The sequence below is a fragment of the Flavobacterium sp. genome, assembly GCF_965277525.1.
GTDB lineage: Bacteria > Bacteroidota > Bacteroidia > Flavobacteriales > Flavobacteriaceae > Flavobacterium.
Genome location: NZ_CBDIDC010000002.1, coordinates 448,688 through 475,685 on the forward strand (window position 1 = coordinate 448,688; position 26,998 = coordinate 475,685).

Below are 26,998 nucleotides of genomic sequence, written 5' to 3' on the forward strand. Positions count from 1 at the left end.
ATGGTGCCAGGATTATGGCAGCGGGATTACTTTATCGGCCAGATTTTTTTTAACGTTGACTTCCAAATGCCTTCCGCCATTCTTTTCCAGCAGCTGGAGCGTTAAATACTTATTCTCGGGAATGGTAAATTTCTCCAGTGCAAAAACTTTTACTACTTCAGACTTATCAGGAATCACTGCAGATGATGAAGTTGAATACAGTGGCTGAATCTCTATTTCCTGCGAGGCAGTTCGTTTTGATTTTCGCTGGTCTCTTATGAAAAAACGCAGCTGGTCGATATCGTAGCTGATTTTGGATTTATTTTCAAATACAGCACGCAGATACAGCACATCCTCATGTATAAAAATGCCGCTGACCTCCAGTTTTATCTGAAACTTAGCTTTTTTTAAACCGCTGGTCTTTATTTTTTTTGATAATGCCAGTGAAGCAGACTGTTCTATTTTTTTCTGATTTTCGTTTACTAGGCTAAACAGCACTTCCTTACTTGCAGCTAAAGCATTTTCTGCATTTATATTCAGGTCCGGGCAGTCTTCATTGTAGTTCAGTACAAATACATATAATTTTGCGTCAGATGTGACTATTGTCAGGTTAGTCTGGAAAAAGTATTGTCTAGCAGCCTTTACAAGGAGAATGTTCTCGACTCCTTTGGCTTTCTGCACCAGCACATCAGCACTCCCTTTATCGATGCTTTTAATCGGGTAGGGAAAAACTATGCTGGTAGTCTTCGAATAGCCGATCTGAAGATTTTTATAGTGGTCTTCATAAAAAACAGTTTCCCTGCTCTTTAGCTGCGGATAAGCCCAAACAGAAACCAGCAGCAAACTCATTAAAAACAGATAATTAATTCTTTTCATCTTTCTCTATTTTATGGTTTTAAATTCTTTTGTTTTTCATCATACAACAGCACCTTGTATCCTGCTTTTACCAGTACCTTTATGAGTTTAACCTTTTTGCTCATAAGACTTTTGGCTGCCTCAATGCCCATTCCAGCAGCCTGTGCTCCCCATGAATCAGTAATGCCGGTAAGTCCGAGTGTCTGAATCGAGCGGTCGGCAGATGCTTTGGCAGCATCCCTGCTAATGGCACCAGGAATATATATGCCCTCAATTCCGTCCATATCATATACCGAGAGCTGCACCGGGAAAATGGAACCATGATGCTGGAGGTTTTCTATCTTTACTTCAAGTCTTTCGCCTTTCAGGAATGCCATGCCGTATACAAAGGTGTTTTTGGGTATTGTTGTTCCCTGAAGGGTAATATCAGCGGTGAGCCTTAGTTTAATCAACGATCCATTTACAATTGTCTGAGTTTCGTGCACGGCAGCTCCAACTGCATTTTTTTGATAATCTGGATTTAAATCTTCATCTGCGGTGAAAAAGGCATTCAATTTAAAAGTGTTTGCAGGTGCTGTATTCTCTTGTAAAGAGGTAATAATTTCTGCGTTATTTTTGAGGTTTACGGAATATACTTTTCCTTTTTTATCTTCCGAATTCTGTTTTAAACGTTCCTGTACTCTTGAAGGATGCTGGATATCCAGTATATTTTCCAGCATGCCTCCGAGCTGTTGCAGTTCCGGGTCCGGCTGAGTTTCACCTATTGCAGACATCATCTGTTCCAAGTTCTTAATCTGGGCAGATGCTTCATTTGATGAGCCATAGTTTTCGAACTCCCTCATATCCTGGCCGTAATTTTTAACCGGTGCAGGCTGGCTGATGGTTTTCTGGAGCAGCTGCAGTTTTTCATAGATTTTCTGCTCGTTTCTGTCCTGCGGAGTCACTGCATTCAAGCCGGTTCTTTTTTTTGAAAAACTCTGGGATGCAAAATCCAGTTCCGGGAACTCCTTCAAAGATTCTTCAAGAACTTTTTGATTGGAATAGTTGGGATCTTTTTTAATCTGCTCCTGCAGTTTGACTGAATCTACAGCTGCCTGGTCATAGTAGCTCATTTTATCCAAAGAAGAATCTTCTTTAAAATTTGGAAGCGGCAGTTTAAAATTAAATCCTTTCTTTATTTCATTTTCAGCCGCTGCGGCTTCCATTCTTCCTCCTCCCAAGGTGTAAAAAAGAATGGTGATAAAAGGAAGTGTTATGATTGGCAGAGCCAGAAGCATTTTTCGTTTTTTTGCTTCTTTAATTGATATCGTCTTCTGTTCCATGTGTTTATTTTTTAATCGATTATTTTAATTTTTACAGTTTGCTCTGAAATTTTTACCTGTTGTGTTTCCTTTTCTGAAAAGGTATTATAGACGTTATAAAGAAGGTAGCCTGCTGATAGGATAACAAATAAGCTGAGAAGAAAAATGAGCTTCCTCTTTGAACACCCTTCCGCCAGACTGCTCATTTTTTCAGACCATTTTTTTTGTGCAGAGAGATAGTGCCTATGGTATGTAAATGCAGTTTCCCGTTTTTTAAGCAGTGATTTCATAACCTGTCATTTTCGGTTTTCAACAGTTAAATCTCGGTTTTCAATCGTATTGAAACGTTCAATTAAAAAACCGTGCGGATTGTTGTCGCTTCTTGATACATTGCGCAGGCTCCCTTGCGTAATCAGGTTTCTTTTCAAAATGCTGGTGGTTCTGATGATGTTCTGCCGCGAGAAACATTTAAAGCGGTAGGGATAGTCACGTGTATCGACAGTTACACTGTCAATCTGGATGGTCTGACTTATATTGCCTGAGATGATTCCGGAATAAAAGCCGTTTTCTTTCAGGTCATCATAAATTCTTTTAGCGCTTTCGTCCGCCAGATAAAGGGCTTTGGTAACATTGGACTTGATTACTTTATCATCCGGGTCAAGGGTAAAGAAAAATTGGTGAAAAGTTTTAATATGATCTCTTGCTTCAACAGGCACATTATCCTTCCTGTCTGACGCATATGCTTCCAGAGCTTTTCCTGCCGCAAGGATATATACCTTATCCTGCATTCGGCTGACAGTCTGAAAACTTTTGTAAAGCGTATAGCAGCAGATTGTGACGCATCCAACGATAATAAGCATTGTAAATCCTCTGACATACTTAAAAGCAGTGTCTATATTTTTCATTTTAGTAAACATGAGCTGACTATTTTAAGTTTGTTTTGAATTTCCTTTGAGCCTGTCGCTCATATAATTTCCTTTCTCCTCAAAATAAGGAGCAGAGGAGGAGGAGGCAGACATGCTCTGCGACATCCTTCCTGCGGCATTTCCCATTGAATCCATAACCATTGCTGTCCCCTGCGATGTCTTGGAAACCACAGAGCCCGTTGAGGTGCTGAAAAGGGTAGTGCTTTTCTGGGCAAGGGCTCCGCCGCCGCCTGCATGAACGATGTAGTTAGCCACTGAAGGCACAGTGAAGTAGCCAATAATGCCGATAATCATAAATATCAGATAAGACATATCAGTAGTACTGAAAAACGTATCACCAGTGGACTGCACCTGGGACAGATCCAGCTTGAGCATCAGTTCCTGTATCTTGCCGATTATGCTTCCAAAAATATTAGCTACAGGAAGCCAGAGGTATATGTTAATGTACCTGGCCAACCAGACCGTCAGTGTATGCTGGAACCCGTCAAAGACCGCTATTCCGAAAACGAGCGGTCCGAGAATAGAGAGTACCACCAGTTGAAAGGTCCTGAGTGTATCAATGCAGAGGGCCGCCGATTCAAATAAAATCCTAAGCACCTCGCTCATCCACTGCTTAACGGAATTCCTAAAACTATAGGACGCTTTTTCCATGGCAAATTTCACATCGTTTCCGATGCCCGCCAGCATGCCTTCATCGGATGGGTCTGCACCTTCATGGGTATACTTGTACCATTTATCGCGGTCTCCCGTGCCTGCGACGCCTACATACATTTTCCAGGGATCGGTCTGTCTCACTGCCTTTTCTTTTTCTTTTAAAAGAACCGCGACCGCGTTATTGGATCCCGTTACCATAGCAGCCGTTGCGGTTACTGTGGGTTTCATAACGCCGTTGATAAGGGCCAGCACCGATGGGAAAATCATGATACAGAATCCGATTACAAAAGGGCGGAAGAGCGGATAGAAATCAATCGGTTCGGCGCTTGCGATATGTCTCCATACTCTGGAGGCGATATACCAGATGGTTCCAAATCCTGCAATTCCCTGTCCTACGGCCAGCAGGTTGCCGCACAGGGGCATCATCTCATCATAAAGCTGGTCCAGTACCAAGTGCAGGCTCTGCATGTTATCGCCCAGACCCTGAGCCCGGCTTAAAAAGGGCAGCAGCAAGGTTGCGAGAACAATTTTGTTTTTTATTGGCCGTTTCATCTTTTTAGTTTTTAAGTTCATGGAGCTCTTTGGAATCGTAAACATCATTTTTCTCTTTTGCCCTCTGCAGTGCCAGGATATTTGACGATGCATTAAAATCTCGAAGAAAAAGAAGTTTATCCTGCATCTGCAGATAGATCATATCCACCGCCTGGAGTCTTTCATCATCGGACATCCTGAGTTTATCAGCGGTAACGATCATAGTGAGTTCATCAAGATTCCGCAGGCTCTGGCTGAGAAGATTTGCGTAAACCTTTTCAAAATATCCAATTTCCTGCGGGCTAAAACTGCCGTTTTGCGCAAACCGCTTCAGCCCGTTTCTGCTTTCCTTTACCAGCAGTATTTGAAAATTTACTATTTCACCCACTCTTTTGTAATTCTTTACCGCCGGGCTTACCTGCATAAGGGCATCTAAAAAAGTTTTATGAAGGCTGAAATTGCCCTGCGACATATCCTTCACCGCTTTATAACCTCCCGAGAGCAGTTCATAACCCTTTTTCATATCACTGAGGATCTTTTTAAACTGGGAGAGTTTTTCAATGTTCAGGATCAGTTGCTTTATTTCTGCTGACTGGGCGCGGGCTTTGCCTGGCATCATAAACAGGCAGATAAGCAGTCCTATAATCAATATCTTTTTCATCACTTATAAATTTATAGCCCGTATTGAGTATTACTATTTTTAGCCTCTTTTTGATCTGCCGCCTTTGACAGTGCAAGCAGTTTGACATCACCGCTGAAAGAAATGCAGAAATTGTAATCCTCCAGCATAGTTTTATGCAGCTCATCAATCCTCTGAATTCTCTGGTCATCCTTAAGCTCCAGTTTCGAGTCAGTAGTGAGAACAAAAAGCTGGTCCAGGGTATCGCTGCAATTCTCAAGCAGCCTTTTAAAAGAACGTTCTATATAATCCATTTCACTGCCGTGAAACAGGTCGCCTGCCTTAAGATCGGCATAGGTCTTTTTATAGAGTTTCATTATTTTAATCTGCATGGCAATAATTTCTGCAGCCTTGTAATAGTTCCTGACGCTGGGATTAATCTTCAACAGCGAGGTAAAATAAGCACCGTGCAGATTCACTTCACCTCTTTTTGCATCGCCGATAAAATTGAGTCCCTTGGACACGGCTGAATATCCCTTTTTTGCATAGTCGATATACACCTGAAGTGCCGCAATCTGCAGCAGGAGTTCCTTTCGCTGCTTTGCCTGCGAGTGGATCCCCTGATAGGTTAATAGTACTGCCCAGAGCAGTACAAACAGTTTTTTCATGATTTTTTTCTTTGCATTACGGAATTCCGTAAAATTGTTTCACACGGGCTGCATCTGCTTCAGTTTTGGCCCTCTGAAGGCTGAGCAGTATATTCTGCTGATTAAACATCCTAAGATCATCATAGCTGGCGTCAATCTGGTCAGCTGCGGTATTGATGATTTCAAGTCTTTTGAGATCACTCATCTGTGTGGTAAAGGAATCCAGTATTAAAAAGATCTGGTCAATGTTTTTGATGCTTTGCTCCAAAATGCCCGAGTAAACATGTTCCATATACTGTATCTCGCTGTCTTTGAAATGGGTATCCTGTCTGAGCAGGTTCCACGCCCTTTCGTATTCCTGCACAAGTTTTGTCTGCTTTTTGGTAATATCTTTGATCCTCTGGTAATAAGTAATAATAGATTTTACTTTCCCCAGTTCTTCATAGTAGCCTTTATAAAGGTCTTTCTGTTTCTGTGTCCAGTCCGAGATTTCATCAAGCTTTAGTTTGGAGAGCACATTTTCAACCTGTTTCTGGGCATTTTGAAGCCATATGGTTTTGTTCTGCAGTTTCTGGATCCTCAGGTCAATGGCTTTGATGACCTTTTTGGTTACTGCCTTTACGATTTCCAGTATCGGCAGTGCCGCAGTCTTTTCAGCAGGTATTGCCGGAGTGCTGATTAGCAGCAGCAAAATCAGGTAGGTAATTAGTCTTTTTTTCATTATTCATTTTCATTTAAATTCCGTTTCTCATCTCCCCGGCCAGTGCAGCAATGCCTTTCTTTATGTCACCGCCGAACTTTGCCGCGTAAGCATTCATTTTCACCTTCTCGCTTTCCTCGGTGGTGTAAGCGAGATACTCTTCTAAAGAAACTTCGGTTCTGTATACTTTTGATAACATTCCGCCTAGGGAAATAAAGACTTCCTTGTATTTCTTCCCCGGATCATTGGCCTTATTGACCGAAAGCACGAGCGCCTTTTCTTTTTCCGTGAGCCCCAGCAGTTCCTGTATCTGGTCAAATTTATTCTGGTATTTGCTCTGGTCCAGCAAGATCTTGCAGTCGCTGTTATTGATAATGGCCTGCTTGACCACAGGGGAAGAAATAATATCTTCCACCTCCTGAGTGACCACTATGGCCTCCCCGAAGAATTTACGAACAGTCTTAAATAAATACCGTAAATATTCCGCCATTCCTTCCTTGGCTATGGCTTTCCAGGCCTCTTCAATCAATATCATTTTACGGATGCCTTTAAGCTTTCTCATCTTGCTGATAAAAACCTCCATAATGATTATGGTCACCACAGGAAATAAAATAGGGTGGTCTTTGATATTATCAAGCTCAAATACAATAAACCGCTCTTTTAAAAGATTAAGATTTTTTGTGGCATTCAGAAGATAATCAAACTCGCCTCCCTGATAGTACGGACGCAGTACGTAGAGAAAATTATTGATGTCAAAGTCTTTCTCTTTCACCTTGTCGCCATCCAAAATGGATACAAAATCTTCTTTCAAAAACTCGTAGAAACTGTTGAAACAGGGAAAGAGATTGGAATTGATCTCCAGCTTTTCATAATACAGCTGCAGGGCATTTGATAAGGCTACATATTCACTTCGGTTAAAAGTCTCATCGTCTTTTTTCCACAGCGCCAGCAGCAGGGTTTTAATGCTTTCTTTTTTTTCTGTATCCAGATTGTCTCCCTCTGAAATATAAAAGGGATTAAAACGGATTGGGTTCTTTTCATCATACGTGAAATAATAACCCTTTACCATATCGCAGAGCCCTTTATAACTGTGGCCGACATCTACCAGCACAATATGCGTCCCCTGCTCATAATAGCTTCGGACCATATGATTGGTGAAAAATGATTTACCGCTCCCTGAAGGACCCAGAATAAATTTGTTCCGGTTGGTGCAGATTCCCATTTTCACAGGCTCATCGCTGATGTCGACATGGACAGGTTTTCCCGTTAGGCGGTCTCCCAGACGGATACCCACAGGACTCAGAGAGGACCGGTAGCCCGTTTCCATATTCAAAAAACAAACGGCCTGCTCAGTGAAAGTGTCAAAGGTGTCATTCATAGGGAAATCCGCGGCATTTCCCGGGATTCCCGCCCAGTAAATCTGGGGAGCCCCGGTTGTTTCCTGTTTCGCCGCCGCATCCATCTGGGCCAGTGCTGAGGATACTTTGTTCTTAATTTCCTTCCCCTCTTCGGTATCGGTACTCCACGCCAGCACATTAAAATGCGCTTTAACCGGCAGCCGCTGCTGGGAAACCGCCTCATTGAGAAAATCATTAGTGGCATCGCGGGCAATCATATTCTCCCTGCTGTAGGCCGATAATGACTGCAGGCGTAATCTTTTGCTTTCCAGTTTCTGGATGGTTTTCTGCGCATCTTCAATAAATAAATATTGATTATAGATATGATTACAGGATAAAAGCTGCCCCAGTGTGGAGGCAAAACCGATACTGAACTTGGTTTTATCAGTGGAATACCGGTCAAAATTAATCCTTGAACCGCACAGCGCCGGAAGATCAGCAGCATCGCCCAGGGTAAAAAGCTGGCAGTGTTTATCACCCACCTCGAGGCCCTTATCAAAGGTAATGTCATTAAAGATAAAGGAATTTTCGCTCTCAGAGAGGAAACAGTACTGCTCAATAAGTCCTTTTTTTCTGCTGTCGCTTTTAAGGGCGTTATTCTTCAGACGGGTTAGTTTTACAAAACCGCTGTCCTCCATAATTCTTTTGAACTGTCCCGCGGAGTCAATAAAATCCTGCAACAGCTGCGTATTTAAAGTTTCTTCCGGGACGATGGAACTTCTCAAAAGATTAGAAAAAAGCGAGCTTGAACTTTTTCTGCCGCTGGGTTTCTTGGTCAGCATGATATAGCAGGAATGATCCAGAAAAGGTCTTTCATTGAAAAACCGCTCGCTGCTTCGGGTTAGAAAACTGCTATCTTCACTTGTAAAATCAGCCTTATATTTTTTTTCTAAAAACCAGTCCTGTTTGTGAAAAACAGAGAACTTTGGAAGTATCTTGACAGCTTTGATCCACGACTGGTGGAAAGCTTCATATTCCTGATCCGATAAAGTAAAAATCTCAGGAAGCTCTGCCTTGAATACTACCGTGATATCACCCTGTTTTGATAAAATACAGTCATGTTCCACTGCCATAACAGGCAGTACGTTTTCGATCCTTTTCTCCATTTCTCCTTCATTTTTATTTCTAACGTTCTATAACTATATCTTAATGAAAACAGACCTGCTGTAAACCTTAATACATTTTGGAATCTGCTTTTTCGCCAGTGCCTTCATCATGCCGTGCTCTCCGTACTTATTACTCATTCTGTAAATTTTCAGTACAAGAAATGCTCCTGCTGCTGCTATCAAACCAACACATAGGAGGGAAGGAAGGCCGATAATGTACAGAATGGCAAAAAGGATCATAAGGGCGACCACCCCGCCTCCTAAATACCAGATGTACTGCGCTTTTAATCCCTTGAATTCTATGCTTTGGTTGATTCCCTTGTTGATCTGGTAAACGCTGCTGTGCATTGCCTCTTTGCCTTTAAACCCCGAAAAAGGATTTAATTACCGTTGCCACAACAACCAGAAAAACACAGCTGCCGAACCAGGCTGCCGCCACTTTTCCCGTATCAGGATCCCCGGCATTCCATTTCTGGTAGACTTTTACCGCGCCGATAAGCCCCAGTATGGCCCCAACGGCATACATCAGTTCTGTCCCCGCATCAAAATAGCTTCTGACTTTCTGGTTTGCCTCATTAATCCCGGCAACACCGTCCTGTGCATATGCACTTCCATTAATTAGTACTAACAAAAGACATGAAGTGGCCAGCACTTTATTCTTTTTCCAAATACGCTTTAAATCTCTTTTACATTTTCTCATCATACATCATTTTAAAGTTTTGATTATTATAAAAAGCAGAGGAACACCGCCGTTGCAGCTCTATTTTCTTGTCACATAAAGCCATACCGCACCAGAGAGAACAGGGATGATTCCTCCGCTGAATTTTAGAAAACTCCTCCGTCCCACAGACTGTCAGCCTCGCTTAAAGTTAAAAGCAGTGACGGGTGTTTTTCAGATTCGGAAACTATCAGTTTATTGATGCTTTCACGCAGGGAAGAAATCTTTACATATGGATACTCTTCGAGCACCATTGACAGGTAATTTTGAAACTGCTCTTTTGATAATTTTTTTTCAGCACTTTCCTGCGCAGCCTGGATAATTCTTGTGGCAAGCTCTTCAGCATCATCAAGGGTATCGAATGATTCCGAAAAAGAATTTGAGATAGATGTTGGCTCTTTTGAATTTTGGCTGTTGTTTTTTAAAGAGGGAATTTTAAGCTTTTTTTCCCCTGATACCATTTTCTTTAAATCGGTACTGTAAAATTTAAGTATTATGACCAGATACCAGATTATGACCAGTATGCCTATGACAGTCAGATAACTGCTCCATGGAATATTCGTAAACATAGTTTTTCATTTTATCGTTCAACATTTATCTTCCTGTAAAAACCATGACCACTTAATGGGGTTATGATTTATTTACGAGTCAAAGGAACAATAGTAATCACTGCGTTACAAGTCCAGCTTTTGGCTGTACCCCGGCTGGACTTCACTGGACCTCCAGTAAAATCGGGAAAAAGTAATCTAAAAAAAAACAAAATTTTTCAGCCGTTGATCTTTTTGCCGGAAAAATGGAAGACTTGGAATTACTGCATAAAGGTTATAATGCTGTTTTGAATATGCTGCTGAGAGCTGTAATTTGAGATGCGCAGTAAAAAAAAAAGGAGCCGTCTCAAAACAAAAATTTGAGACGGCTTTTTATTTGTTGCCCATTTTGGCTTTTAATGTTTTGATTTTAAGGGAAGGAAAAAATTGCCCTTATGCTGCAATTTTCTTTCTTAAGTTGTGTCCTAAAGCCATTAATCCGAACTCTAATTCTACTTTTTGAATCCTTTTAAAGAAAAACGTCTAAATCCGTTATTATCCTTAAGTTGGGCAAATACAGGTTGCACATCGGCAGAGCGTTGTTTTCTTCTTTGTATTCCTATTTCACTAATGATTAATTCCCTTGTTCTTTCTTTATACATTTCAACAAAACGCTTTTAATCAGACAATATATAGAAGCCACCAAACAGAAGGCTATTGACACTAATAGTTTAACTTTTAAAAACAAGAATGGATCAATTGGACAACTGATAAAGCGGATTGGCTTGATCCATTAATTAATAGAAGAGATGTAATACTGGATGCTAAATAAAGATACTCCTAATAAGAACTTTTTCGAAAATGAAATGTGTGCATATGCTGAGGAACAATAAGATGGTTAGACTAGGGATAACTATGTTTAAATCATTATGTAAATTGGCGGCCTAAATTTTAAATTACTTAAATTCTTATATTTAATTATGACAGATGCGACAGGACAGTAAAAAGACATAAAAGGAATCCCATTATAGATGGAATTTTTTTTATGTCTTTTGGCATATACTTTGCGGGTACGGATTACAAATCCGTAGGATCGGGTTTTATTCTATAAAATTCAATTGTCTTTTGCTTTAAAGGATTTGTGCTCCATTCAGACCATTTATTAGTATACGGATTATATCCACATTTTAAAGGTTTAGAATAAATATCTTCGGGATCCTCAATATAGGCTCGACAATCTGTACAAATATGACGGAATTCACAATCTTTACAAGTTTCTATTTGGTCTTTTGAAACATTCCAATATTTTTTAAAATCATCTTTTTTTAAGGCATCAAGCAACGTTGTATTTTGAATATTTCCATAACTATCAGGTATTGAAGGACAGTTTTTTATATTCCCATATTTATCAATTGATATTTTTCTATTTAAACAAGTATTATGCTGTTGTGACTCGCTTAATAGTTTAATATTAGAATAAAAATACTCATCATTTATTATTCCGCAATGTTTTTCATTAGTAACATTTTTCTCTGACAGTGTTATATAGCCCATTTTTTGGTGTAAAGGCTCATGACTTTTGGCAAAAGGTGAATTGAATATTGTAAATGAATGAATTCGGCTATTTTCTTTTATCATTTCATACAATTCCTCTAAATTGAAGTTTTTGTAGTATGGAAGGATAAAATCAACTGAAACAATTCTGGATTTTTCTATTTTTAATATACTGAGAACATTTTTTAGGTAATCAATATTAATTTCTTTATAAAACCGCAATTGAATGTGTGAACATTTCAAAACTTCAAATTGAGGAACTAAGGCATTAAAATCATGAATAATTTCTTCGTAATCTATGATAATATTCGTTATCAGAGAGGAACAGTGCCATTCGGTATTTATTTTTGGAAATAATTCTGGATTTGAGTGAAAAAAAATGAGTCTATTTCTGATTAGAAAATCAAAATATTCATCAATTATTTCATCGTATTTGTATTCAAAATCATCTTTAATTTTTTCAATGGTTTTTCCATTATATTTTTCCAAAATATCAAATAATCCATTGGGTATAAAGTAATAATTGTTATTTCTTGTATCGCAGATAATACTTCTACTGCTCCCTTTAACAGGAATGCAATCTGCAAATAGAATAAAATTAGACTGTTTCAAATTAGATTATTTTAGAGATAGGTTTGACAAAAGGTTTTGAAATGTTTTTAGAGTTTTGATAAATCTGAATTGTAATAAGACTACTTTGCGGTTCAATGTGAGTTTGAAATTCTACATTAACTTTAGTTTTTAAACCGTTGAATACATTGATTGGTTTTTTACTTCTCATTTTTTAAAATTTCAGCTACTTTACTTTCGATATTATAATTGCATACGTTGTTAATAAAGCTTATTTGGCCTGTAGGATTTATTTCAAGAAAATAATAATCACCTTTACTATACATCAAATCAGCAGAACCATAATTTAATTTAAATTTTTTATAAACTTTTTCAAGCTTTTCTTCAATTTCTATTGGTAATTTAAACGGTACCATTCTTATATTATTCATTTCTCTAAATGTTGTTCTGTAATCTACTACAGGATCGAAAATGTACATGGCGGTAGAATAAAAAGTGCCGTCAATATAAATAACCCTTATTTCAAAATCAGCAGTAATTCTTTCCTGAAAAAATGAAATGGCAAATTCTTCTGGAGTTTTATCAAGGATCTCATCACTGATTTGAAACGTTAAATTGAAATTATATCTAAATTCATCATCCTGGTAATAAAGAGTGTCTAGTATTCTTTTAGATACTATGCCATTTTTACTAGCAAAACAATCATAAAAGGATTTTAATTTTTCTTTACTGCCAGTAATTAAAGTATGAGGAATTTTTAGCCCCTGTTTCCTTGCTTCAAGCATTATATCAAGTCGGTTGGTTTCAAAATCTGCTATTCTTCTTCCTATTTTTTTTATTGATTTTTGTAGAACATAAGCATCAGTAAGAACTTCGTAACATTTATCTTCGTAGCTGCTGCTTTGAGAACTTATGCAACCTCCATTAAACCAGATACTTTGAATTTTTTCTAATTCTATATTACGCAAATAATCCGTTTTTAATATATAAGAGCTCTCATCATTACTAAAATCCATTGATTCGATCGTTACTTTGTCAGATTCTCCTATTCTAACAAAACTAACATCTAAACAATCTATTACATTATTTACAAAATCATCCAGATCTTTGCTATAAATCAAAATCATAATGCTAATATTTTTCATAAAACTCCCAGTCATCGGTAAGTTTCATAATTAAATTATAATTTTCTTTATAGTAGTTGTCCACCGCTTTTGGATCTTTAGAGTCATTGGCCTCAATCACATAATTACCATAATCCATAATAAAACCATTAGGATTATTAAATTTGAAACTTATTTTTCTGACCTCCAAGCTGTTATTTTGTGAACATGCTTTTGAGTTGTATAAATTGCCTTTATAAATACGAAAACAGGAACCATATCCTATAGTATTATTAAAATTCCTCTTTTGATCATACTCTAAATTTTTACTGCTTTTATCCAGAAGTTCGTTTAAAGCTTTTAGATTTTTTTGTGATTTTTGTAGCGCATGCAGAATTAAAACATTAAAATCAGGAAACGAAATTAATACAGTATCTTTAATTATATGACTGCCTATTTTTTCTTCAGAAGGAAAACCTTCTTTTTTTAGTAAATCAATCAATCTATCAGTTATCTTTTCTGTAGTTTCATATAGAATTTTTGGACTCTTTCTGTTTTCCAGTCCATACTCGGCCTGATCTTCATTGAGCAGGTTATCTAATTCTTTTTTTAATGGAAGATTCCATTTTAATTTTGTGGCTTTAGAAATCGAGTCATATTTAATACTAAAGTTTTTCCATTCAGGATTTTTTCGCAGACCGTTAAAAATCTTCGCATTGAAATAGGGAAGCTCAATACCTTTATAAGCCAGTTTCTCACTCCAACAGAAAGCTGCTTTTATATCTCTTGATAAAATAGCACAACGTATTGCATTATTAATATCTCTTGCAAAAAGAACAGGGTAATTTTGGGCTAAAAGATTGTATTCATCTTTTGCCTTACCAAACTGTCTGCCCAGAATATAATTTTCAGCATTTTTTGTATAAGTGTAATAGGTTATTTCCTTTTTTTTTGCTTCTTCTTTTTCAATATCAACAATTAATTTATTATTACTAATCAGAGCTCTACAATCAAATTCTTCTTTTTTGATTGTTTTTTGCTCTGTATTCTTCAGATTATGAATCATTGATCCCAAATCGAAAATCTCAGAGTAAAATTGACCTGAGCCAAACGCAAGCAACGTATTGTTTGCAACTTTTCCCCTTATTTTAAAAGGCTGTCTGTTTCCTAAGAGCATTCTGTTATGAATATAATTTTTAAAATAAAAAGCAGGAAATTTGTCAATAACAGTAAACTCGTCTGCCTTCTTGTTATTCAATTTTATATCTACGGAATCTTTGTTCATTGTTCTCCCTAAATAACAGTTTTTTATAGTGTCTGTTTTTTCACCTAGAAATAAATCAATATAAGTTTTTATCTTTTTGCTTTTAATGAATTCATTCGATCCCCAATTATTATTTCCACTTACAAAGCCTTCTATATCAATTGTTTTGTCTATTGGATTATAAACACATTTACTTATCTCTACCTTTAAAAAGCACATAGATAAATGTTCAACAAAATTAAAAGTTCTATAACTCTTGCTGTGAAATGTTACACCATAATTCACAATACCTTTATAATTTCGGTCATCAACAAAATATGATATACTGTCGCTATCCATTGAGTTTGAAAACCAATTTCCCTTAGAACTCCATAAATTATATACTTCTTTAAATACTTTGTTTTTTTCAAAATCAATTTGAGTATATTTAGATTGCTTCTGTCCGAAAGAGGTATTGACAAAAATCATATTGATTAAAATAATAAGATATGTTTTGTGAAATTTTTGCAAAATATTAATATTTAGTTAATTGAATTGATAGAGAAAAAGTCTGAATTGTATTTTTACAATTCAGACTTAATCATTTTAAAGGAATGGTATTAATAAAGTGCCTGAATCTAAATCGTCGGCAGTAATGAAGCCATTATCACAAATATCTTTTACATCACTTCGATCATGAAAGGTTGTTACTCCATCTCGTTGACTATCATACCCATAGTTAAAATTCATTAACTTTTGAGATGCTCCGTGTGGAGCGCAAATATTTCCTGGATCCGATTTAATACCATCGCCATTTAACATAAACAATTGTTCTCTTTTTAAAGAAACATCTTTAAACTTGTTTAATTTTAAGCTTTCTAATTCCATAGTTTTAAAAAATTAATTGATTATAAAAATCAATATTAAATCAAATAAGTTTAAAATACAATTTTTCTTATAAGAAAAGAATAAAAAAAGTTATTCTTTTAAGCTTAAATCTCATTCTATTAATAGATTGTCTATATTTTGATTGGAGATAGAATGTTTCAAAGTCTTTTTATTATATCCCCGCTCGCCAAAGGGCTGGAATTGTTTCAGATTAGGTGTTTTTTACAAAATAACAGCGTAACGAACTCAAAAGAATATAAATTATTAATTATTGAGTATAAAAAATAGCTGCCTCAGTTTTGAGACAGCTACTTTTATTAATATTCGCGTATTTGTTTAATGATCCTTTGAAGGGTTTCCACGGCGATCTCCTTATCCCTTTCTTCTGCTACATACGCTTTGCTGCGCATAGAATCAAAGGAGAGGTTCTTTTTAAAAGGTGTTGATAGAAACGGAACAATGGTTTTAAAAACCTGGTTCATTGATTTTGAAACAAGGATTTCAAGTTCCTGGCAGGCCCGAAGTATCAGTGCGGTCTGGTCGGTTGATAACTGGCATAGGATCTTTTCTTCTGGGCTGACTGGATTTTGCTGTGAAAGTTTTTTATTTTCAGAAGGAATGTAGAGAGCAGTTTTAAGATTCTCCTTTTTTTCAAGAAAATTAATTTCCTGTTTGAACCAGTCCAGCAGTATTTTCTTTACATTTTGATGGTCAGGATTAAGGGCTGCGGCCGCGTTAGCTGCAATTTGGTTAAGCTCTTTTGAATACAGCAGCAGCCATCCAATTCTATCGGAGCCTTGCTCAAATTCGCTGATTTTCATAGATACGGCCTGTGTGTAAAAGTTGATAAAAAGTTTGCTGTTGAAATTCATATATATAAGCGCCTGCATTAAATCGGTATGAATCAGGTCTTCTCTTTTATTTATTTTCAGCGATTCAAGCTCCCGAAGCAGCTCTTTATAGTAGAGCATTTCTCTAAAGGTGACTTTTTTATTTTCTTTAGCATTAGCAAAGCAGTACAGCGTATTAAAAACAATCTCTGCAAGCATCTTTTCATCCGGATTAAAATGCAGACTGGTTCTGAGTTTATCGATTCTGAGTTTCATTTTCTTATAGGAAATACTAAGATAGGAAACAGGTATCTTGGAATCTAAACTTATAAAGCGGGAAAATCTCGACTCCAGAAAATTTAAGAGTTCATCCAAAGCCCTAAGCAGGGCAGTAGTGACTTCCTGCAAATCCTTTCTTTCTGTAGTAATGCTTTTATTGATAACAATCAGCTGATCCCAAAGACTGATCAGCGCTGCATGATAATTTTTTACCAGTACTTTAATATGCTTTTCTTTGCTGAGTGAAAAAACGCGGATAGTAAACTGCGTCTGGATGAATTGTGTTTCCACTGCAGCTTTATTGATTATGGCTTTAGACTCAAGGGGAGTAAGTTCGCGTATGGCGCTTTTTTTCGGATTTAAATTCAGCGTCACTACTGAGTCCAGCCATTCCAAAAGATAGGTTTGATTCATGTTGCTTCATTTTTAAGTAAATATTATTTCAATATTGTATTGAAAATACTCCAAATCAATGTCTGTACACATTTCAAACCCAAATGGAATTATTTAATGCTGGTTCAGCCTTATTCGGTATTCAGATGGAGATAGGGAAGTATGCTTTTTAAAAAAATTACTAAAGAAAGAAGTGTTTGCAAATTTTAATTCTTCAGAGATTTTAAGAATGGTTAAATCACTCTTTTGAAGCAGAACCTTAGCTTCCAGGATTAATGCATTTTCAATACACTGCTTGGCCGTTATCTCTGTAATTTGTTTGATTGTTTTAGTGAGATGCCCTGAGGATATATTCAGGGCATCCGCGTAAAACTTGACACTATGCTGTCCTCTGCAGTGGATTTCCAGTAATCTGAAAAAATGGACTGCTGTTTTTTCCGTGCTGGAATATTTTACCCTTTCATGCCAGGTAGCTTTATAATAATGGCTGGCAAGTTCATAGAGAAACAGATTAAAACTCAGCAGGATCAGCTCTTTTTTAAAAAACCTTGAATCAGGCATTAGCAGTCTGGAGTTCACTATTTCCAGTAAATCCATCAGGCTGTTCATCTGCTTTTTCTTTAAGAAAATTTTAGAGGCATACTGGGCAGTGAAGAAATTAAAATATCCGATATGAGGCCATCTGATACTGTTCTCCAATGCAAATTCTGATGTAAAAGATACAATCGAAATGCATAATTCCCTGCTCATCAGCAAAATTTCGCAGTTTGCTTTTTTAGGGATAACTGCTGATTCGTTAATGAATAAGTGTACTTTCCTGCTGTTGATGCTCATCGCTGCAGCGCCTTTATTTACAAGCAGCACAGTAGAATGATCTTCCGGAATCAAATTCTTTAATGCGAGCTTGGAGGTTAAACTTTCAAAAATGCACAATTGAATTCCCTTAGTTTTATAGTTTGATTTTCTAAATTCCAAAGTATTTTTTTTAAGATTAAAGACCTATTTTCTAACTGTATAGTTTTGCGATCAACGAAACACAGATAAACAGCATATTTGACATCCCATTTATAAATAAGAGATATACCAATTTCCTGAGGGAATCCATTTTAAGGGTCTCTGCAAGAGAGATGCAGATGAAATGATCATCAAACAGTATGGATAGGATGAGGTATATTGTTGCCAAATTAAATAGTATCAGAAAAACGTAATAACTGTATACTATCTGTTTTTCAAAAAGTAAAATCCAGTCCATGATTTTTATTCTGTAGTGTTTCCGCTGAGAATCCCCGCGAGTAGTGATCTGGTAACTGCAGTGGCAGAATTGCTTAAGGCTCCCTGAACGGCACCGACTCTGTTTCCCACAGAGGTTTCCCAGTCTTTGTCTTTTCTCTCTGATGCGTAATAAAGGGAATATCTTGTGATGGCTGATGAAGTAAGGATTATTCTTTTTTCTTCAGCTGTAAACTGGGGGTTATTGGTAACAGCTGCCTCAAAAGAGATGATGGATGGATGAATAGCCTCATAGTCACTGTTCTGCCAGAGTGCAGCCGAGGACATAAAATCTGACAGGCAGTTTTTTGAAGCCGTGGACATCGAAGAATTTGCAATAATCTGCTCAAGCTGCACTTCAGGGGAATCGACCATTTCCTGTATCTCCTGGAAATTGGCGGGATAATGAGAAGGCAGGTTTTGAAGATCGCTGTTCAGAAATGAAATAGAATCAATTTTACTGCTGACAGCACTTATGGTGTTATCCGAAAAATTACCCGAAAGATAGGCATCCAGTAAGTCATTGTGAATTTTCCCGGTAATGTCATAGGCATTGGCCGCATTTTCAGGATTCAGCCCTGCATTCTTTTTTGAAAGGTCATCTCTAGTTTTGAAATTGGAAATTGAATCTTCACGATCATAGTCGTTGGTGCATGAAAGGGCCAGTACCGCCAGCATGCTGATTAAAAAGTTTTTCATGATTAAAGTGTGTTAAATGGAATGACTTTTCAGTCAGCTCATTTCACCCGGGTAAGCAGAACTTTAAACAGCACGATGCCGTTTTTTTTGCTTTTGAATTCACCGCAAATCTATCATCATCAATTAACCTCTGCAACCTTTCATCTGTGGATTTTCGGAATTTCAAGTATGGATTTTCCGAAAATCCGTACCCTGTTTTTTAAAAGTTAAGCCTTTGTTATCAATATATTACGTTATATTTGAAGCTCTTTTTTACAGAATGCTTTACTTATGATCTGCAGATCTGAAAATTGTATTAAGGAAAAGCATTTTTTGATAAATATTGTTCCATTTTTTAATTATCAATCTATGCTTAAAATACAATTCGGTCTTCTTTTTTTGTGTCTGGCCCAGCAGGTTTGTGCCGGCTGGAACCCGCTGAAATCACCTGACACTCTTCAGGGTAAATCTTATGATTATTTATTTGACAGGATTGAAGAATCAGAGGACAGCAACGGCCAGTCCGTTTATCTTGCGTATTTCCTTGGAAAAGCCAAAAGGGAAAAAAATGAGCAGGAAATCATAAACGGATATAAAAACTACCTTCATTATTCCGCTGATAAATTGAAGCTTGTTTATGCCGACAGTATGATCTATACCGCCAGAAAGTCTGGTAATGATGCGCTAATCGGGTCGGCTTATCTCTCAAAAGGAATTGTCTTTTATTCCTTTAAAAAATATAAGCAGGCTTTAGACCATTATCTTATAGCGGATAATTTTATTTCCAAAACAAAAGATGATTACCTAATTTATAAAGTCAAATACAATATAGCGCAGATTAAGTATTACCTGGGTTTTTATGATGAAGCTGTTCCTTTATTTAAACAGTGCATTGAGTATTTCCACGCACATAACGTCAGGGGGTATCTCAATTCATTACACTGCCTTGGCTTATGTTACAACAGGATGGGAAATTACGGCTTGTGCTCTGAAATAAATAAAAAAGGGATCGAGGAGGGAAGAAGACTCTCCAATGAGGATATGAAAGTTTACTTTATGCACTCCGAAGGGATCAATCAGTACTTTAAAAACAACTATGCTGATGCCTTAAAAAACATCAATGCGTCAATTCCTGGGATAATTAAAAACAAAGATTTTGCAAATGAATCTGTGGGCTATTTCTACATGGGAAAAAGTTACTGGGATCTTCACAAACCCGAAAAGGCACTCCCTTACTTTATGAAAGTAGACAGGATTTTTGAGAGTAAAAATTATATTCGTCCGGATCTTAGGCAGAATTATGAACTTCTTATAAAATACTACAAAGGCCGGCAGGATATGAGTAAAGAACTTTTTTACATCAAAAAACTACTCAAAGCCGACAGTGTGCTCAGTAACCGGTATGTTTATCTCTCGGGCAGAATACGTAAAGTCTATGATACAAAAGTGCTGATAGCCGATAAAAATAAAATTGAGCATTTATTGAATAAAAGAAAGCACAATGACCTTATCTTCAGCGGGATTACCATGGTGCTGTTTTCAGGGCTGCTTTTTTTTGCCGTAATGCATTTCAGGAGTAAAAAAATCTACAAATTAAAATTTGAACAGGCAATGAATGAAAAGGCTTCTTTGCCCCCTAAAGTGCAGAGCAGGAACGGCGGAAAAGTCATTGATGATATCAGTAAAGAGACCGTGGCGCAGATACTCAGAAAACTCGATAAATTTGAAAGCGATAAAAAATTTCTTTTAAAAGACTTAAATGCCGCCAGACTTGCGGCAATTACGAGTTCTAATCCGAAATATTTATCCAGTGTGATAAGGAACCATAAAGGGAAGAAGTTTGTAAGGTATATCAGTGATCTTAAAATTGATCATATTATTACTTTACTCAAGGAAGATAAAAAAACAAGGAAATATTCAAATAAGGCGCTGGCTGATGAAGCGGGATTCAGCACTACGCAGAAATTCGCGCAGGCTTTTCAAGCCAAAACCGGATGCCCGCCCTCCTTTTTTATTAAGGAAATCAATAAGATCTAAGGATAGAAAATATTGTTTTTGAGCATTTAGTTTTCATTCGTTTTTTACACGATTTTTGTCATTATGCTCGCTAACGTCAGTTTGTCTCAAAACCTCCATTTTTTATTATTTTGAACGTAAATATAGCTGATTTAAACTACAAAAATAACTTCCTGTAAAAACTCAATCTGTTGATTGTTTTGAAGGAGTACCCTTTTACTTGTATAAACTAAATCAAAGCGTTTGCAATGTGGCTTTTTAGATACTTATTACTTAATAAAACGTATTAAGAACCTTTTTTTATTAGCCCGCGTTACAAACGCTACAATTATCTTTTAAATATTATGTAGGCACTCGTTGCATACGAGCACCAGAGGGAATTAAAAAAATCACTAACCGAATATTCCGTTGATCTGCGATAACACCCAACTGAAACCTCCGCCTGCCAAATTCACATAACAGGTTTGTCCACTGAATGCAATAATAGTTCTACCCGCCGGAGCAGTCACCTGAAAATTTTGTGTATCAACTACATTGGGATTAATGGAGGCGGGATAACTTGTGCCGTTGACGGTGATTTGAACTACCACATTTTGTCCGTACCAGTAGCCTGTTACGTAACTGAAAGCGGTGAGGCCGTTTGGGAGATTGATCGGATTATTCCCATTGCCGCCATCACCACCGTGTTGTAATAGTTGTACTACATACGAGCCGTCGCTGCTGGCATTGGTACATTGGATGGCATCCACAACATCTCCGCTACGGATAACGATACTTTGGATAATAGTAGGAGTAGTTTGCGCATTCAAGATGGCTCCATCGTCGAACACAACCACATCCGGTTGGCCGGTCAGGTATGGCCGCATCAATAGTTGCTGACTTTGCTCGAAAGGCCAGTTGGAAGAATCAAGCCGCCAACTCATCATAGTTTGGTAGGGGTATTGCTTACTCTGGTACTGAATCCCAGCAGCGTATTGCTGAGAAGCATAAAGCGCAGTGACACCACTTTCTAAATAAGCACCGAATCCCAATAAATCGGCATTGATGCCGTGTGCAATAAATACGCTAGGCTCGCTAACCCAGTAACTTTGCAAATTGAACACATCCACATTGGCATTTACAGCATCCGCATTCAGGTTGTTGACATTACCGGACTGGTTAGAACTCGCCGAAATGGCCAGATAATAGGTATCCCCGAAAGCCTTACCCAATGCGTTGAGCCATTGGCCACATTGCTTATTAGAGAGTTGGCTCGTGGGCTGTTCCCAATCAATGTCGAAACCATTGAGGTCATTGGTAGCCAGAAAGTTGGCAACATTGGTCGCAAAAGTGGTCAGCAGGGCGGGGTTGTTGATGATCGTTTGCAGATCGTTGGTGATTTCTTGGGTATAGGCCAGTAAAGCAAATAGGGTGATGTCCGGGTTTTGTGCACGGGCATCTAAAACCTGTTGTGCAAGATATGTGTTACTGGTTTGCAGGGTGGGGCTGCTGGGGTTACTCATATCCACGCCAAACCAGCCGATGCTCAGGTAATCAAGGGTGCTGTATATCCCGTTGAGCTTAATAGAACTAAAATTGCTGTTGGGTGAGCCGTAGGTCGCGTTTGCTGGATGCAGCTCATTAGTCAGCCACGCACCGATGGCGCCGGTAAAGTTTTTTTTGCTTTTCATGTGATTAGAATTTTAGAGTTTTCTACCTAATTTTTTAATTTCTTTATTAAAAATACCAACTAATAGACTTTTATAATGCAAAAAATGTCATGAGTACGATTTTCTAATGTATGAGTAAGCATAATCTTGGTATAGATGCAGTCAATTATTGTAAACGATTTGGAAGAAGAATTAAAGGTTAAGAATCAAAACACAAAATTAGATGATAAAATAAACACAAATTTGTCTTATGGATTTTAAAAAACCAATTTTAGAATTGCTGTTTAAAGAAGCTCCTTTAGAAGAAGTATTCAAGGAGTTAGAAAATTTATTTCTTCAAAATACAATTCCAATTCGATTAAACCGTAATAATAAATGCAATATAGAAATTCCTTAACTTAATGACATTGCACACGCGCAAGCCTGGGTAAGTCAACGCTGGAAATTGAAAAATTGTTGAAAGAGTTTAGAAAAGTTTCTATCGAGGAATCAAAGAAATAAGAAATGTTATCACTTAAAAATCCCATAAGTATACTTATGGAATTTTTATTTAAATTGGTACTATTAAATATAATAAGATATTCATAGAGGAGCTCCCATTATACTAAAATCTGAAACATATTCATTATTAATAGCATTGTTAACGTAATCATAAAATTCATAATTTTTTTTAAATAAATCCCGAACTAATTCCCTTTTAAATTTGTTAATGTGCTATCTAACATCGTTACTCTTTTATCTATAGGTAAATAACATTCACTAGGAATTACTACATCAGAATATATACTTTTTAATATTTGGGGTAAAGATCTACCCGCATAATCTTCAAAAAATGTTTCTGTTAGTATATCAGAATTATTAAATTTAGAGTACTGTAATAGTCCATATAAATCAGCATCCATTTCAATTTTTTTATTCAAATCATCACAGTTTATACAGTTTGTATTTAAGTGATAAAACTCATGTGAAATCAAGAAAATCAAGATTTTAATTAATTCGTTGTCCGCAAATGAAATGGTTTGTTGCAAATCAGTAAAAACTCTCATACTATCAAACCCTTCGTCATCCAAATCAAGAGATAATAGCTTTACTTTTTTCAATTTACCATTATATAATATATTTAAAAAAGAAAATAAATCATTATTTGGATTATTATTTGCATTTTTTTTTGTCAATGAAGAAAAGCTTAACATTTTTTCTCGTGAAAAATTTATTTGAAAAGCTTTACTAAATATAATTCTTATCAATCCTGTTGTAATTTTAACCTTTTTCTCTGAGCATATGGCCCACATATTGGGAAACTCATTATTTTCAACAACAACAGTTAACCCGTCAAGTGGCTGCTTATTAAAATTTTCTACTAATACTTTTTCATTTTTTCTAATTTGAGTTACAATAAAGTTCATGTCTTTTTGCAACAATTTCAACTCATGATTTGTAGGGTTTTTGAAACTAACACAATCAGGTTTTGTTGCATTAACTGAGTAAAACATTGTTGCGAATCTGCCTGTCCAAGTGTCTTGTCTCAGACTTTTGAGATTCCTATTCATGGAAACACAAGATGTAAATAATACGATACAAAAACATAAAAGATACTTATTAATATTTTTCATAATCTAATAATAGTTGGACGAGTTGTAACTACGTATATTCCTGTTACAAATGAAAGATAAAAAATGTTTGAAGGACCCGAATATTGCTTTATATTATTTACAGGATCTGAGTAATTATTATTAAAAAAATTTGTTATATAATAACTAGCTTTTAGTCGCATACCTTTTGTAAGTAAAATTTCCGCTGTTATTCCTGGTTGAAAAGGATTAATTTTTTTACTTAAAAAATCAGTTTCTTTTTGTTTATCTGCATTGTTTATTATTTTATTTTTAAAAAAAAGCGCATAATCCAGTTCAGCACCTACAAAAATAGTTGGTTTTTTGAATGGTAAATGGAACTTTATAGGAACTCCCAATGAAATGGTCCGATTTTTATAAGTAATTGAATCTTTGTAGATAATTCCCTTGTTTCTTATATTTATTCCTGTTTCTATCCAATATGGATTATTTCTGCCAATTAGAAGATTAATAGGAAAATTTATATTCGGAAAAGCACTGAATCTTAATATGCCATTTTCATAATTAGAATGTGAAAAAATAAATTCGGCATTTAATAACGAAGTACCTTCTTGCTCATTTTGAGAATAAACAGAGGTAGAAAAAAAATATACTAGCATTAATGTAAAAAAACTTTTCATAATAATTTTACTTTAATATAAATTTAATTTGTACTAAGTTTTGATGTGTAAATCAACTCTGAATCTTTAACAAGTACACCTCTCTTTAAATCCATGCCCGCTGCACCAGGAAGCACTTCGATTTTGAAAATCTTGTAAAAAACTGTTAAGTCTTTTTTCAAATCATAGCTTAAAGAACCAGAACCTGAATTATTCCATTTAAATGAATCTTCAGTTGAGGCAATATTTTGAAATACTGCATCAAGTGATGCCTTGCCTATTTTTGATTTACTAAAATCGTATGTTACTTTACTTGTCTTAATAGTTTCTAAAATAACATATACATCTGCATTTTGTAGATTTTGACTAATTAAAACTGTTTTTATACTTTCTTTTTTTTCAGTTATTTCTGAATCAAGCTTAGTTAAAAATGCTCTTGAAACTTTCGGATTTTCTAGAGCGAATGTAGTTGTTACTTTTGTTGTGTTATTTAAGTCTGCATTTGCTGTTATATTTACATTAGGTACACCTAAAAACTTGATCAAGGCTCCTAAACTCATTTCTCTTGTACTAGAGTTTGTAGGAACAACAATTGTACCTTCTATAGGATCCAAATTAAGCATCGTAATAGGTATTTGCATTTTATCCCTATTGACTGCGAACACATAACCAACGTTATCTAAATTATTTGGTGTCGTTTCAAATGTATAATCAGTTAACTTAACTGTTGGCGGTGTTACTACCGTATTACTTTTACAACTTGAAATTAAAAACGACAATACTAATAGTGGTAAAATATAAATTTTCATAATTTTGGTTTTATTAATAATTAAAGTATATTTTTTTTATTATATGTCAACCCCTAAAATAAAGATGCGATAACTTACTTGTATCTATAACAAATAAGTTTTTTTGTCCAATTTGGATTGAACCTTATCTTCTCCTTACCAGAATTACAAATGATAAAGTAATAAATCATTAATTCTGACTGCAATTTAAATATTTAATAAATATTCTATACGAGTATAACTACCTGTTTTTCAATTATTTTAATTCATAATGACTAAGGCGAAAAAAGATTATTCTAATGGATGTTATTTTTTTTGTACTAATTACTTTTTTGTTAATTAAAGATAAATCTTCTACAAAAACAGACGCTGAAATCGAAAAAAAATAAATCTAAGATTTTAAAAGTTGTTAAAGCAGCAGGGGATAAGAGACCCCAAATCAACACTGGAAATTGAAAAATTGTTGAAAGAGTTTAGAAAAGTTTCTATTGAGGAGTCTAAGAAATAATTTTCAGCAGTCTTACTTACTTTTAAAAGAAGAGAATGGGGTTTTTAAGCCCCATTTTTTTATGCTTTTGTTTAAGCGGTTTTTTAAGCTGATTCTGTCGGTTGATCTTGATATTGTTTTTTTAAGAGGAACTATATTTTTAATTTTATAGTAGGGAGGAGTATAAGGTGTTTTTCATCTGGCAGCCTATCCCGCTTTGCGCTCTAATCTTTTATGCCGAACCCCGGCAGAAAAGGATTTCCGCTTCAATCGGGGCTGGAGAGAATATTCTGCTTTTTTTATAAACATTTAAAAACAGGTATAATTGGACTGGGGTTTTATTAAAATATATAAAAGAGATTATTGCTTTTCCCAAATACAAAACCAACTTTCCATTAAGCCAAAAACCCAAATCCGTTGTAATGGCTGTTAGCTGGTATTTATTTATTTATTTATTTCAAGTGTGTTTAAAATTAAAACCTTTGTACTCTTTCATTAACTTTGTTTCCATGTTGGTAATATTCAAAAGTACAAGTTCTTTGCGCGAGATTCAATATCATATAAACTCCAAGTAAATATCCGCAAACATGTTCTGGATGTGTTGTTCCATCATATGAATAAATATCATCATTACGATCTTTTGTCATTGCTCGTAATCTTTTTCTATCATCTACTTTTTCAGATTCTGGTCTTGTTGATTTTTTCATTTCAATTGCGATTAAATTATCTTGTTCAACACTTCTTCCACGGCTATGAATTATTAGGTCGCATTGAATAGTTATCACGTTCATTTCATCATCTAAAATTGTCTTCACTTGACCACCTTGTTTACGATTGTATTCTGGGTCAGCATAATAACCTGTTATATTGTATTCGGCTAGTTTTGGTGTCATATGAATTGCAAGACGTCCACAAAGATTTCGTTCAGCTATATCATCTAAAATGTTTTCGACTTCATCTTCTAAAAAAATATCAGAGCATTCATTAAATAAGTCTATTAATAATTCTTCCATTAAGATTTTTTATTTTAGGTTTTAATATTTTTAGTGGTATTATGCGGA

Annotated in this window: 27 protein-coding genes and 2 pseudogenes; 4 read left to right on the forward strand and 25 right to left on the reverse strand. The window is 36.0% G+C overall.

Annotated features, from left to right (window positions below; genetic code table 11):
- Positions 1 to 12 precede the first annotated feature (12 nt).
- The 20 genes from traN to ACQY44_RS04135 all read right to left on the reverse strand — a co-directional run bounded on the left by traN (position 13) and on the right by ACQY44_RS04135 (position 18,788).
- Positions 13 to 855: a conjugative transposon protein TraN gene (traN, locus tag ACQY44_RS04040; RefSeq protein WP_428229124.1), complete on the reverse strand. Its 843-nt coding sequence runs from the start codon at positions 853 to 855 to the stop codon at positions 13 to 15.
- An 11-nt stretch (positions 856 to 866) separates the two neighbouring features.
- On the reverse strand, positions 867 to 2,156 hold the full coding sequence (traM, locus tag ACQY44_RS04045; RefSeq protein WP_428229125.1) for a conjugative transposon protein TraM: 1,290 nt from the start codon (positions 2,154 to 2,156) through the stop codon (positions 867 to 869).
- 11 nt (positions 2,157 to 2,167) lie between these two features.
- A complete protein-coding gene (locus tag ACQY44_RS04050) occupies positions 2,168 to 2,425 on the reverse strand; it encodes a hypothetical protein (RefSeq protein WP_428229126.1) in 258 nt (85 codons plus the stop codon).
- Positions 2,426 to 2,431: 6 nt separating this feature from the next.
- Positions 2,432 to 3,052, reverse strand: coding sequence for a conjugative transposon protein TraK (gene traK / locus ACQY44_RS04055; RefSeq protein WP_428229127.1), 621 nt, complete (start codon positions 3,050 to 3,052; stop codon positions 2,432 to 2,434).
- Positions 3,053 to 3,064: 12 nt separating this feature from the next.
- Entirely contained in the window at positions 3,065 to 4,267 is a 1,203-nt protein-coding gene (gene traJ / locus ACQY44_RS04060; RefSeq protein ID WP_428229128.1) for a conjugative transposon protein TraJ, read from the reverse strand.
- Positions 4,268 to 4,271: 4 nt separating this feature from the next.
- Entirely contained in the window at positions 4,272 to 4,907 is a 636-nt protein-coding gene (locus ACQY44_RS04065) for a TerB family tellurite resistance protein (protein ID WP_428229129.1), read from the reverse strand.
- Between the two features lie 11 nt (positions 4,908 to 4,918).
- The gene (locus ACQY44_RS04070; protein ID WP_428229130.1) at positions 4,919 to 5,533 is read right to left on the reverse strand and encodes a hypothetical protein; all 615 of its coding nucleotides are present in this window, start codon (positions 5,531 to 5,533) and stop codon (positions 4,919 to 4,921) included.
- 16 nt (positions 5,534 to 5,549) lie between these two features.
- Positions 5,550 to 6,233, reverse strand: a complete 684-nt coding sequence (locus ACQY44_RS04075) for a conjugal transfer protein TraI (RefSeq protein WP_428229131.1) — start codon at positions 6,231 to 6,233, stop codon at positions 5,550 to 5,552.
- Positions 6,234 to 6,246: 13 nt separating this feature from the next.
- On the reverse strand, positions 6,247 to 8,715 hold the full coding sequence (locus ACQY44_RS04080) for a TraG family conjugative transposon ATPase (protein WP_428229132.1): 2,469 nt from the start codon (positions 8,713 to 8,715) through the stop codon (positions 6,247 to 6,249).
- Positions 8,716 to 8,748: 33 nt separating this feature from the next.
- Positions 8,749 to 9,063, reverse strand: coding sequence for a DUF4133 domain-containing protein (locus ACQY44_RS04085; RefSeq protein WP_213255898.1), 315 nt, complete (start codon positions 9,061 to 9,063; stop codon positions 8,749 to 8,751).
- A 13-nt stretch (positions 9,064 to 9,076) separates the two neighbouring features.
- Positions 9,077 to 9,415: a DUF4134 domain-containing protein gene (locus ACQY44_RS04090; RefSeq protein ID WP_428229133.1), complete on the reverse strand. Its 339-nt coding sequence runs from the start codon at positions 9,413 to 9,415 to the stop codon at positions 9,077 to 9,079.
- Between the two features lie 125 nt (positions 9,416 to 9,540).
- Positions 9,541 to 10,002 (reverse strand): hypothetical protein, encoded by a 462-nt coding sequence (locus ACQY44_RS04095; protein ID WP_428229134.1) that lies wholly within the window; start codon positions 10,000 to 10,002, stop codon positions 9,541 to 9,543.
- Positions 10,003 to 10,472: 470 nt separating this feature from the next.
- On the reverse strand, positions 10,473 to 10,622 hold the full coding sequence (locus ACQY44_RS04100) for a transposase (RefSeq protein WP_428229135.1): 150 nt from the start codon (positions 10,620 to 10,622) through the stop codon (positions 10,473 to 10,475).
- A gap of 415 nt (positions 10,623 to 11,037) precedes the next feature.
- Positions 11,038 to 12,126: a grasp-with-spasm system SPASM domain peptide maturase gene (gene gwsS / locus ACQY44_RS04105; RefSeq protein ID WP_428229136.1), complete on the reverse strand. Its 1,089-nt coding sequence runs from the start codon at positions 12,124 to 12,126 to the stop codon at positions 11,038 to 11,040.
- 158 nt (positions 12,127 to 12,284) lie between these two features.
- Entirely contained in the window at positions 12,285 to 13,229 is a 945-nt protein-coding gene (locus tag ACQY44_RS04110; RefSeq protein ID WP_428229137.1) for a hypothetical protein, read from the reverse strand.
- On the reverse strand, positions 13,216 to 14,961 hold the full coding sequence (locus ACQY44_RS04115; protein ID WP_428229138.1) for a hypothetical protein: 1,746 nt from the start codon (positions 14,959 to 14,961) through the stop codon (positions 13,216 to 13,218). The genes ACQY44_RS04110 and ACQY44_RS04115 overlap by 14 nt, the downstream gene beginning before the upstream one ends.
- 75 nt (positions 14,962 to 15,036) lie before the next feature.
- Positions 15,037 to 15,318 carry a hypothetical protein gene (locus ACQY44_RS04120; protein WP_428229139.1) on the reverse strand — a complete coding sequence of 94 codons (282 nt, stop codon included), beginning with the start codon at positions 15,316 to 15,318 and terminating at the stop codon, positions 15,037 to 15,039.
- Between the two features lie 317 nt (positions 15,319 to 15,635).
- Complete coding sequence (locus tag ACQY44_RS04125) at positions 15,636 to 16,841, reverse strand: hypothetical protein (RefSeq protein ID WP_428229140.1); 1,206 nt, start codon at positions 16,839 to 16,841, stop codon at positions 15,636 to 15,638.
- A 93-nt stretch (positions 16,842 to 16,934) separates the two neighbouring features.
- Positions 16,935 to 17,795 (reverse strand): helix-turn-helix domain-containing protein, encoded by an 861-nt coding sequence (locus ACQY44_RS04130; protein ID WP_428229141.1) that lies wholly within the window; start codon positions 17,793 to 17,795, stop codon positions 16,935 to 16,937.
- Between the two features lie 282 nt (positions 17,796 to 18,077).
- On the reverse strand, positions 18,078 to 18,788 hold the full coding sequence (locus ACQY44_RS04135; RefSeq protein ID WP_428229142.1) for a hypothetical protein: 711 nt from the start codon (positions 18,786 to 18,788) through the stop codon (positions 18,078 to 18,080).
- Positions 18,789 to 19,136: 348 nt separating this feature from the next.
- Here ACQY44_RS04135 and ACQY44_RS04140 point away from each other — a divergent pair, with 348 nt between their 5' ends.
- On the forward strand, positions 19,137 to 20,804 hold the full coding sequence (locus ACQY44_RS04140; RefSeq protein WP_428229143.1) for a helix-turn-helix domain-containing protein: 1,668 nt from the start codon (positions 19,137 to 19,139) through the stop codon (positions 20,802 to 20,804).
- A 371-nt stretch (positions 20,805 to 21,175) separates the two neighbouring features.
- Here the strand turns inward: ACQY44_RS04140 and ACQY44_RS04145 are convergent, their stop codons facing one another.
- The gene (locus ACQY44_RS04145; RefSeq protein ID WP_428229144.1) at positions 21,176 to 22,453 is read right to left on the reverse strand and encodes a glycosyl hydrolase family 18 protein; all 1,278 of its coding nucleotides are present in this window, start codon (positions 22,451 to 22,453) and stop codon (positions 21,176 to 21,178) included.
- Positions 22,454 to 22,682: 229 nt separating this feature from the next.
- Between ACQY44_RS04145 and ACQY44_RS04150 the strand changes: the two genes are divergently transcribed.
- Positions 22,683 to 22,829 carry a hypothetical protein gene (locus tag ACQY44_RS04150; protein ID WP_428229145.1) on the forward strand — a complete coding sequence of 49 codons (147 nt, stop codon included), beginning with the start codon at positions 22,683 to 22,685 and terminating at the stop codon, positions 22,827 to 22,829.
- A gap of 32 nt (positions 22,830 to 22,861) precedes the next feature.
- A pseudogene (locus ACQY44_RS04155) lies at positions 22,862 to 22,933 on the forward strand (histone H1); the annotation flags it as partial.
- Between the two features lie 185 nt (positions 22,934 to 23,118).
- On the opposite strand, the gene ACQY44_RS04160 reads toward ACQY44_RS04155, so the two are convergent.
- From ACQY44_RS04160 to ACQY44_RS04170, 3 genes are all read right to left on the reverse strand, one after another.
- The gene (locus ACQY44_RS04160; RefSeq protein ID WP_428229146.1) at positions 23,119 to 23,838 is read right to left on the reverse strand and encodes a hypothetical protein; all 720 of its coding nucleotides are present in this window, start codon (positions 23,836 to 23,838) and stop codon (positions 23,119 to 23,121) included.
- A gap of 203 nt (positions 23,839 to 24,041) precedes the next feature.
- Positions 24,042 to 24,683, reverse strand: a complete 642-nt coding sequence (locus ACQY44_RS04165; protein WP_428229147.1) for a hypothetical protein — start codon at positions 24,681 to 24,683, stop codon at positions 24,042 to 24,044.
- Between the two features lie 23 nt (positions 24,684 to 24,706).
- Complete coding sequence (locus ACQY44_RS04170) at positions 24,707 to 25,471, reverse strand: hypothetical protein (protein WP_428229148.1); 765 nt, start codon at positions 25,469 to 25,471, stop codon at positions 24,707 to 24,709.
- Positions 25,472 to 25,877: 406 nt separating this feature from the next.
- On the opposite strand from ACQY44_RS04170, the pseudogene ACQY44_RS04175 reads away from it, so the two are divergent.
- Positions 25,878 to 25,958 (forward strand): annotated as a pseudogene (locus tag ACQY44_RS04175) (histone H1); the annotation flags it as partial.
- A 452-nt stretch (positions 25,959 to 26,410) separates the two neighbouring features.
- Here ACQY44_RS04175 and ACQY44_RS04180 read toward each other — a convergent pair.
- Positions 26,411 to 26,950 (reverse strand): hypothetical protein, encoded by a 540-nt coding sequence (locus ACQY44_RS04180; protein ID WP_428229149.1) that lies wholly within the window; start codon positions 26,948 to 26,950, stop codon positions 26,411 to 26,413.
- Positions 26,951 to 26,998: the final 48 nt, after the last annotated feature.

Excerpts from the sequence above, each read along its gene's own strand:
- traN (WP_428229124.1), bottom strand. The coding sequence starts at position 855 with ATGAAAAGAATTAATTATCTGTTTTTAATGAGTTTGCTGCTGGTTTCT.
- traK (WP_428229127.1), bottom strand. The coding sequence starts at position 3,052 with ATGTTTACTAAAATGAAAAATATAGACACTGCTTTTAAGTATGTCAGA.
- ACQY44_RS04065 (WP_428229129.1), bottom strand. The coding sequence starts at position 4,907 with ATGAAAAAGATATTGATTATAGGACTGCTTATCTGCCTGTTTATGATG.
- ACQY44_RS04050 (WP_428229126.1), bottom strand. The coding sequence starts at position 2,425 with ATGAAATCACTGCTTAAAAAACGGGAAACTGCATTTACATACCATAGG.
- ACQY44_RS04085 (WP_213255898.1), bottom strand. The coding sequence starts at position 9,063 with ATGCACAGCAGCGTTTACCAGATCAACAAGGGAATCAACCAAAGCATA.
- ACQY44_RS04145 (WP_428229144.1), bottom strand. The coding sequence starts at position 22,453 with ATGAAAAGCAAAAAAAACTTTACCGGCGCCATCGGTGCGTGGCTGACT.
- ACQY44_RS04170 (WP_428229148.1), bottom strand. The coding sequence starts at position 25,471 with ATGAAAATTTATATTTTACCACTATTAGTATTGTCGTTTTTAATTTCA.
- ACQY44_RS04180 (WP_428229149.1), bottom strand. The coding sequence starts at position 26,950 with ATGGAAGAATTATTAATAGACTTATTTAATGAATGCTCTGATATTTTT.
- ACQY44_RS04160 (WP_428229146.1), bottom strand. The coding sequence starts at position 23,838 with ATGAACTTTATTGTAACTCAAATTAGAAAAAATGAAAAAGTATTAGTA.
- ACQY44_RS04080 (WP_428229132.1), bottom strand. The coding sequence starts at position 8,715 with ATGGAGAAAAGGATCGAAAACGTACTGCCTGTTATGGCAGTGGAACAT.
- ACQY44_RS04140 (WP_428229143.1), top strand. The coding sequence starts at position 19,137 with ATGCTTAAAATACAATTCGGTCTTCTTTTTTTGTGTCTGGCCCAGCAG.
- ACQY44_RS04075 (WP_428229131.1), bottom strand. The coding sequence starts at position 6,233 with ATGAAAAAAAGACTAATTACCTACCTGATTTTGCTGCTGCTAATCAGC.
- ACQY44_RS04100 (WP_428229135.1), bottom strand. The coding sequence starts at position 10,622 with ATGTATAAAGAAAGAACAAGGGAATTAATCATTAGTGAAATAGGAATA.
- ACQY44_RS04125 (WP_428229140.1), bottom strand. The coding sequence starts at position 16,841 with ATGAATCAAACCTATCTTTTGGAATGGCTGGACTCAGTAGTGACGCTG.
- ACQY44_RS04135 (WP_428229142.1), bottom strand. The coding sequence starts at position 18,788 with ATGAAAAACTTTTTAATCAGCATGCTGGCGGTACTGGCCCTTTCATGC.
- ACQY44_RS04070 (WP_428229130.1), bottom strand. The coding sequence starts at position 5,533 with ATGAAAAAACTGTTTGTACTGCTCTGGGCAGTACTATTAACCTATCAG.
- ACQY44_RS04095 (WP_428229134.1), bottom strand. The coding sequence starts at position 10,002 with ATGTTTACGAATATTCCATGGAGCAGTTATCTGACTGTCATAGGCATA.
- traM (WP_428229125.1), bottom strand. The coding sequence starts at position 2,156 with ATGGAACAGAAGACGATATCAATTAAAGAAGCAAAAAAACGAAAAATG.
- traJ (WP_428229128.1), bottom strand. The coding sequence starts at position 4,267 with ATGAAACGGCCAATAAAAAACAAAATTGTTCTCGCAACCTTGCTGCTG.
- ACQY44_RS04165 (WP_428229147.1), bottom strand. The coding sequence starts at position 24,683 with ATGAAAAGTTTTTTTACATTAATGCTAGTATATTTTTTTTCTACCTCT.
- ACQY44_RS04090 (WP_428229133.1), bottom strand. The coding sequence starts at position 9,415 with ATGAGAAAATGTAAAAGAGATTTAAAGCGTATTTGGAAAAAGAATAAA.
- ACQY44_RS04150 (WP_428229145.1), top strand. The coding sequence starts at position 22,683 with ATGGATTTTAAAAAACCAATTTTAGAATTGCTGTTTAAAGAAGCTCCT.
- ACQY44_RS04120 (WP_428229139.1), bottom strand. The coding sequence starts at position 15,318 with ATGGAATTAGAAAGCTTAAAATTAAACAAGTTTAAAGATGTTTCTTTA.
- ACQY44_RS04110 (WP_428229137.1), bottom strand. The coding sequence starts at position 13,229 with ATGAAAAATATTAGCATTATGATTTTGATTTATAGCAAAGATCTGGAT.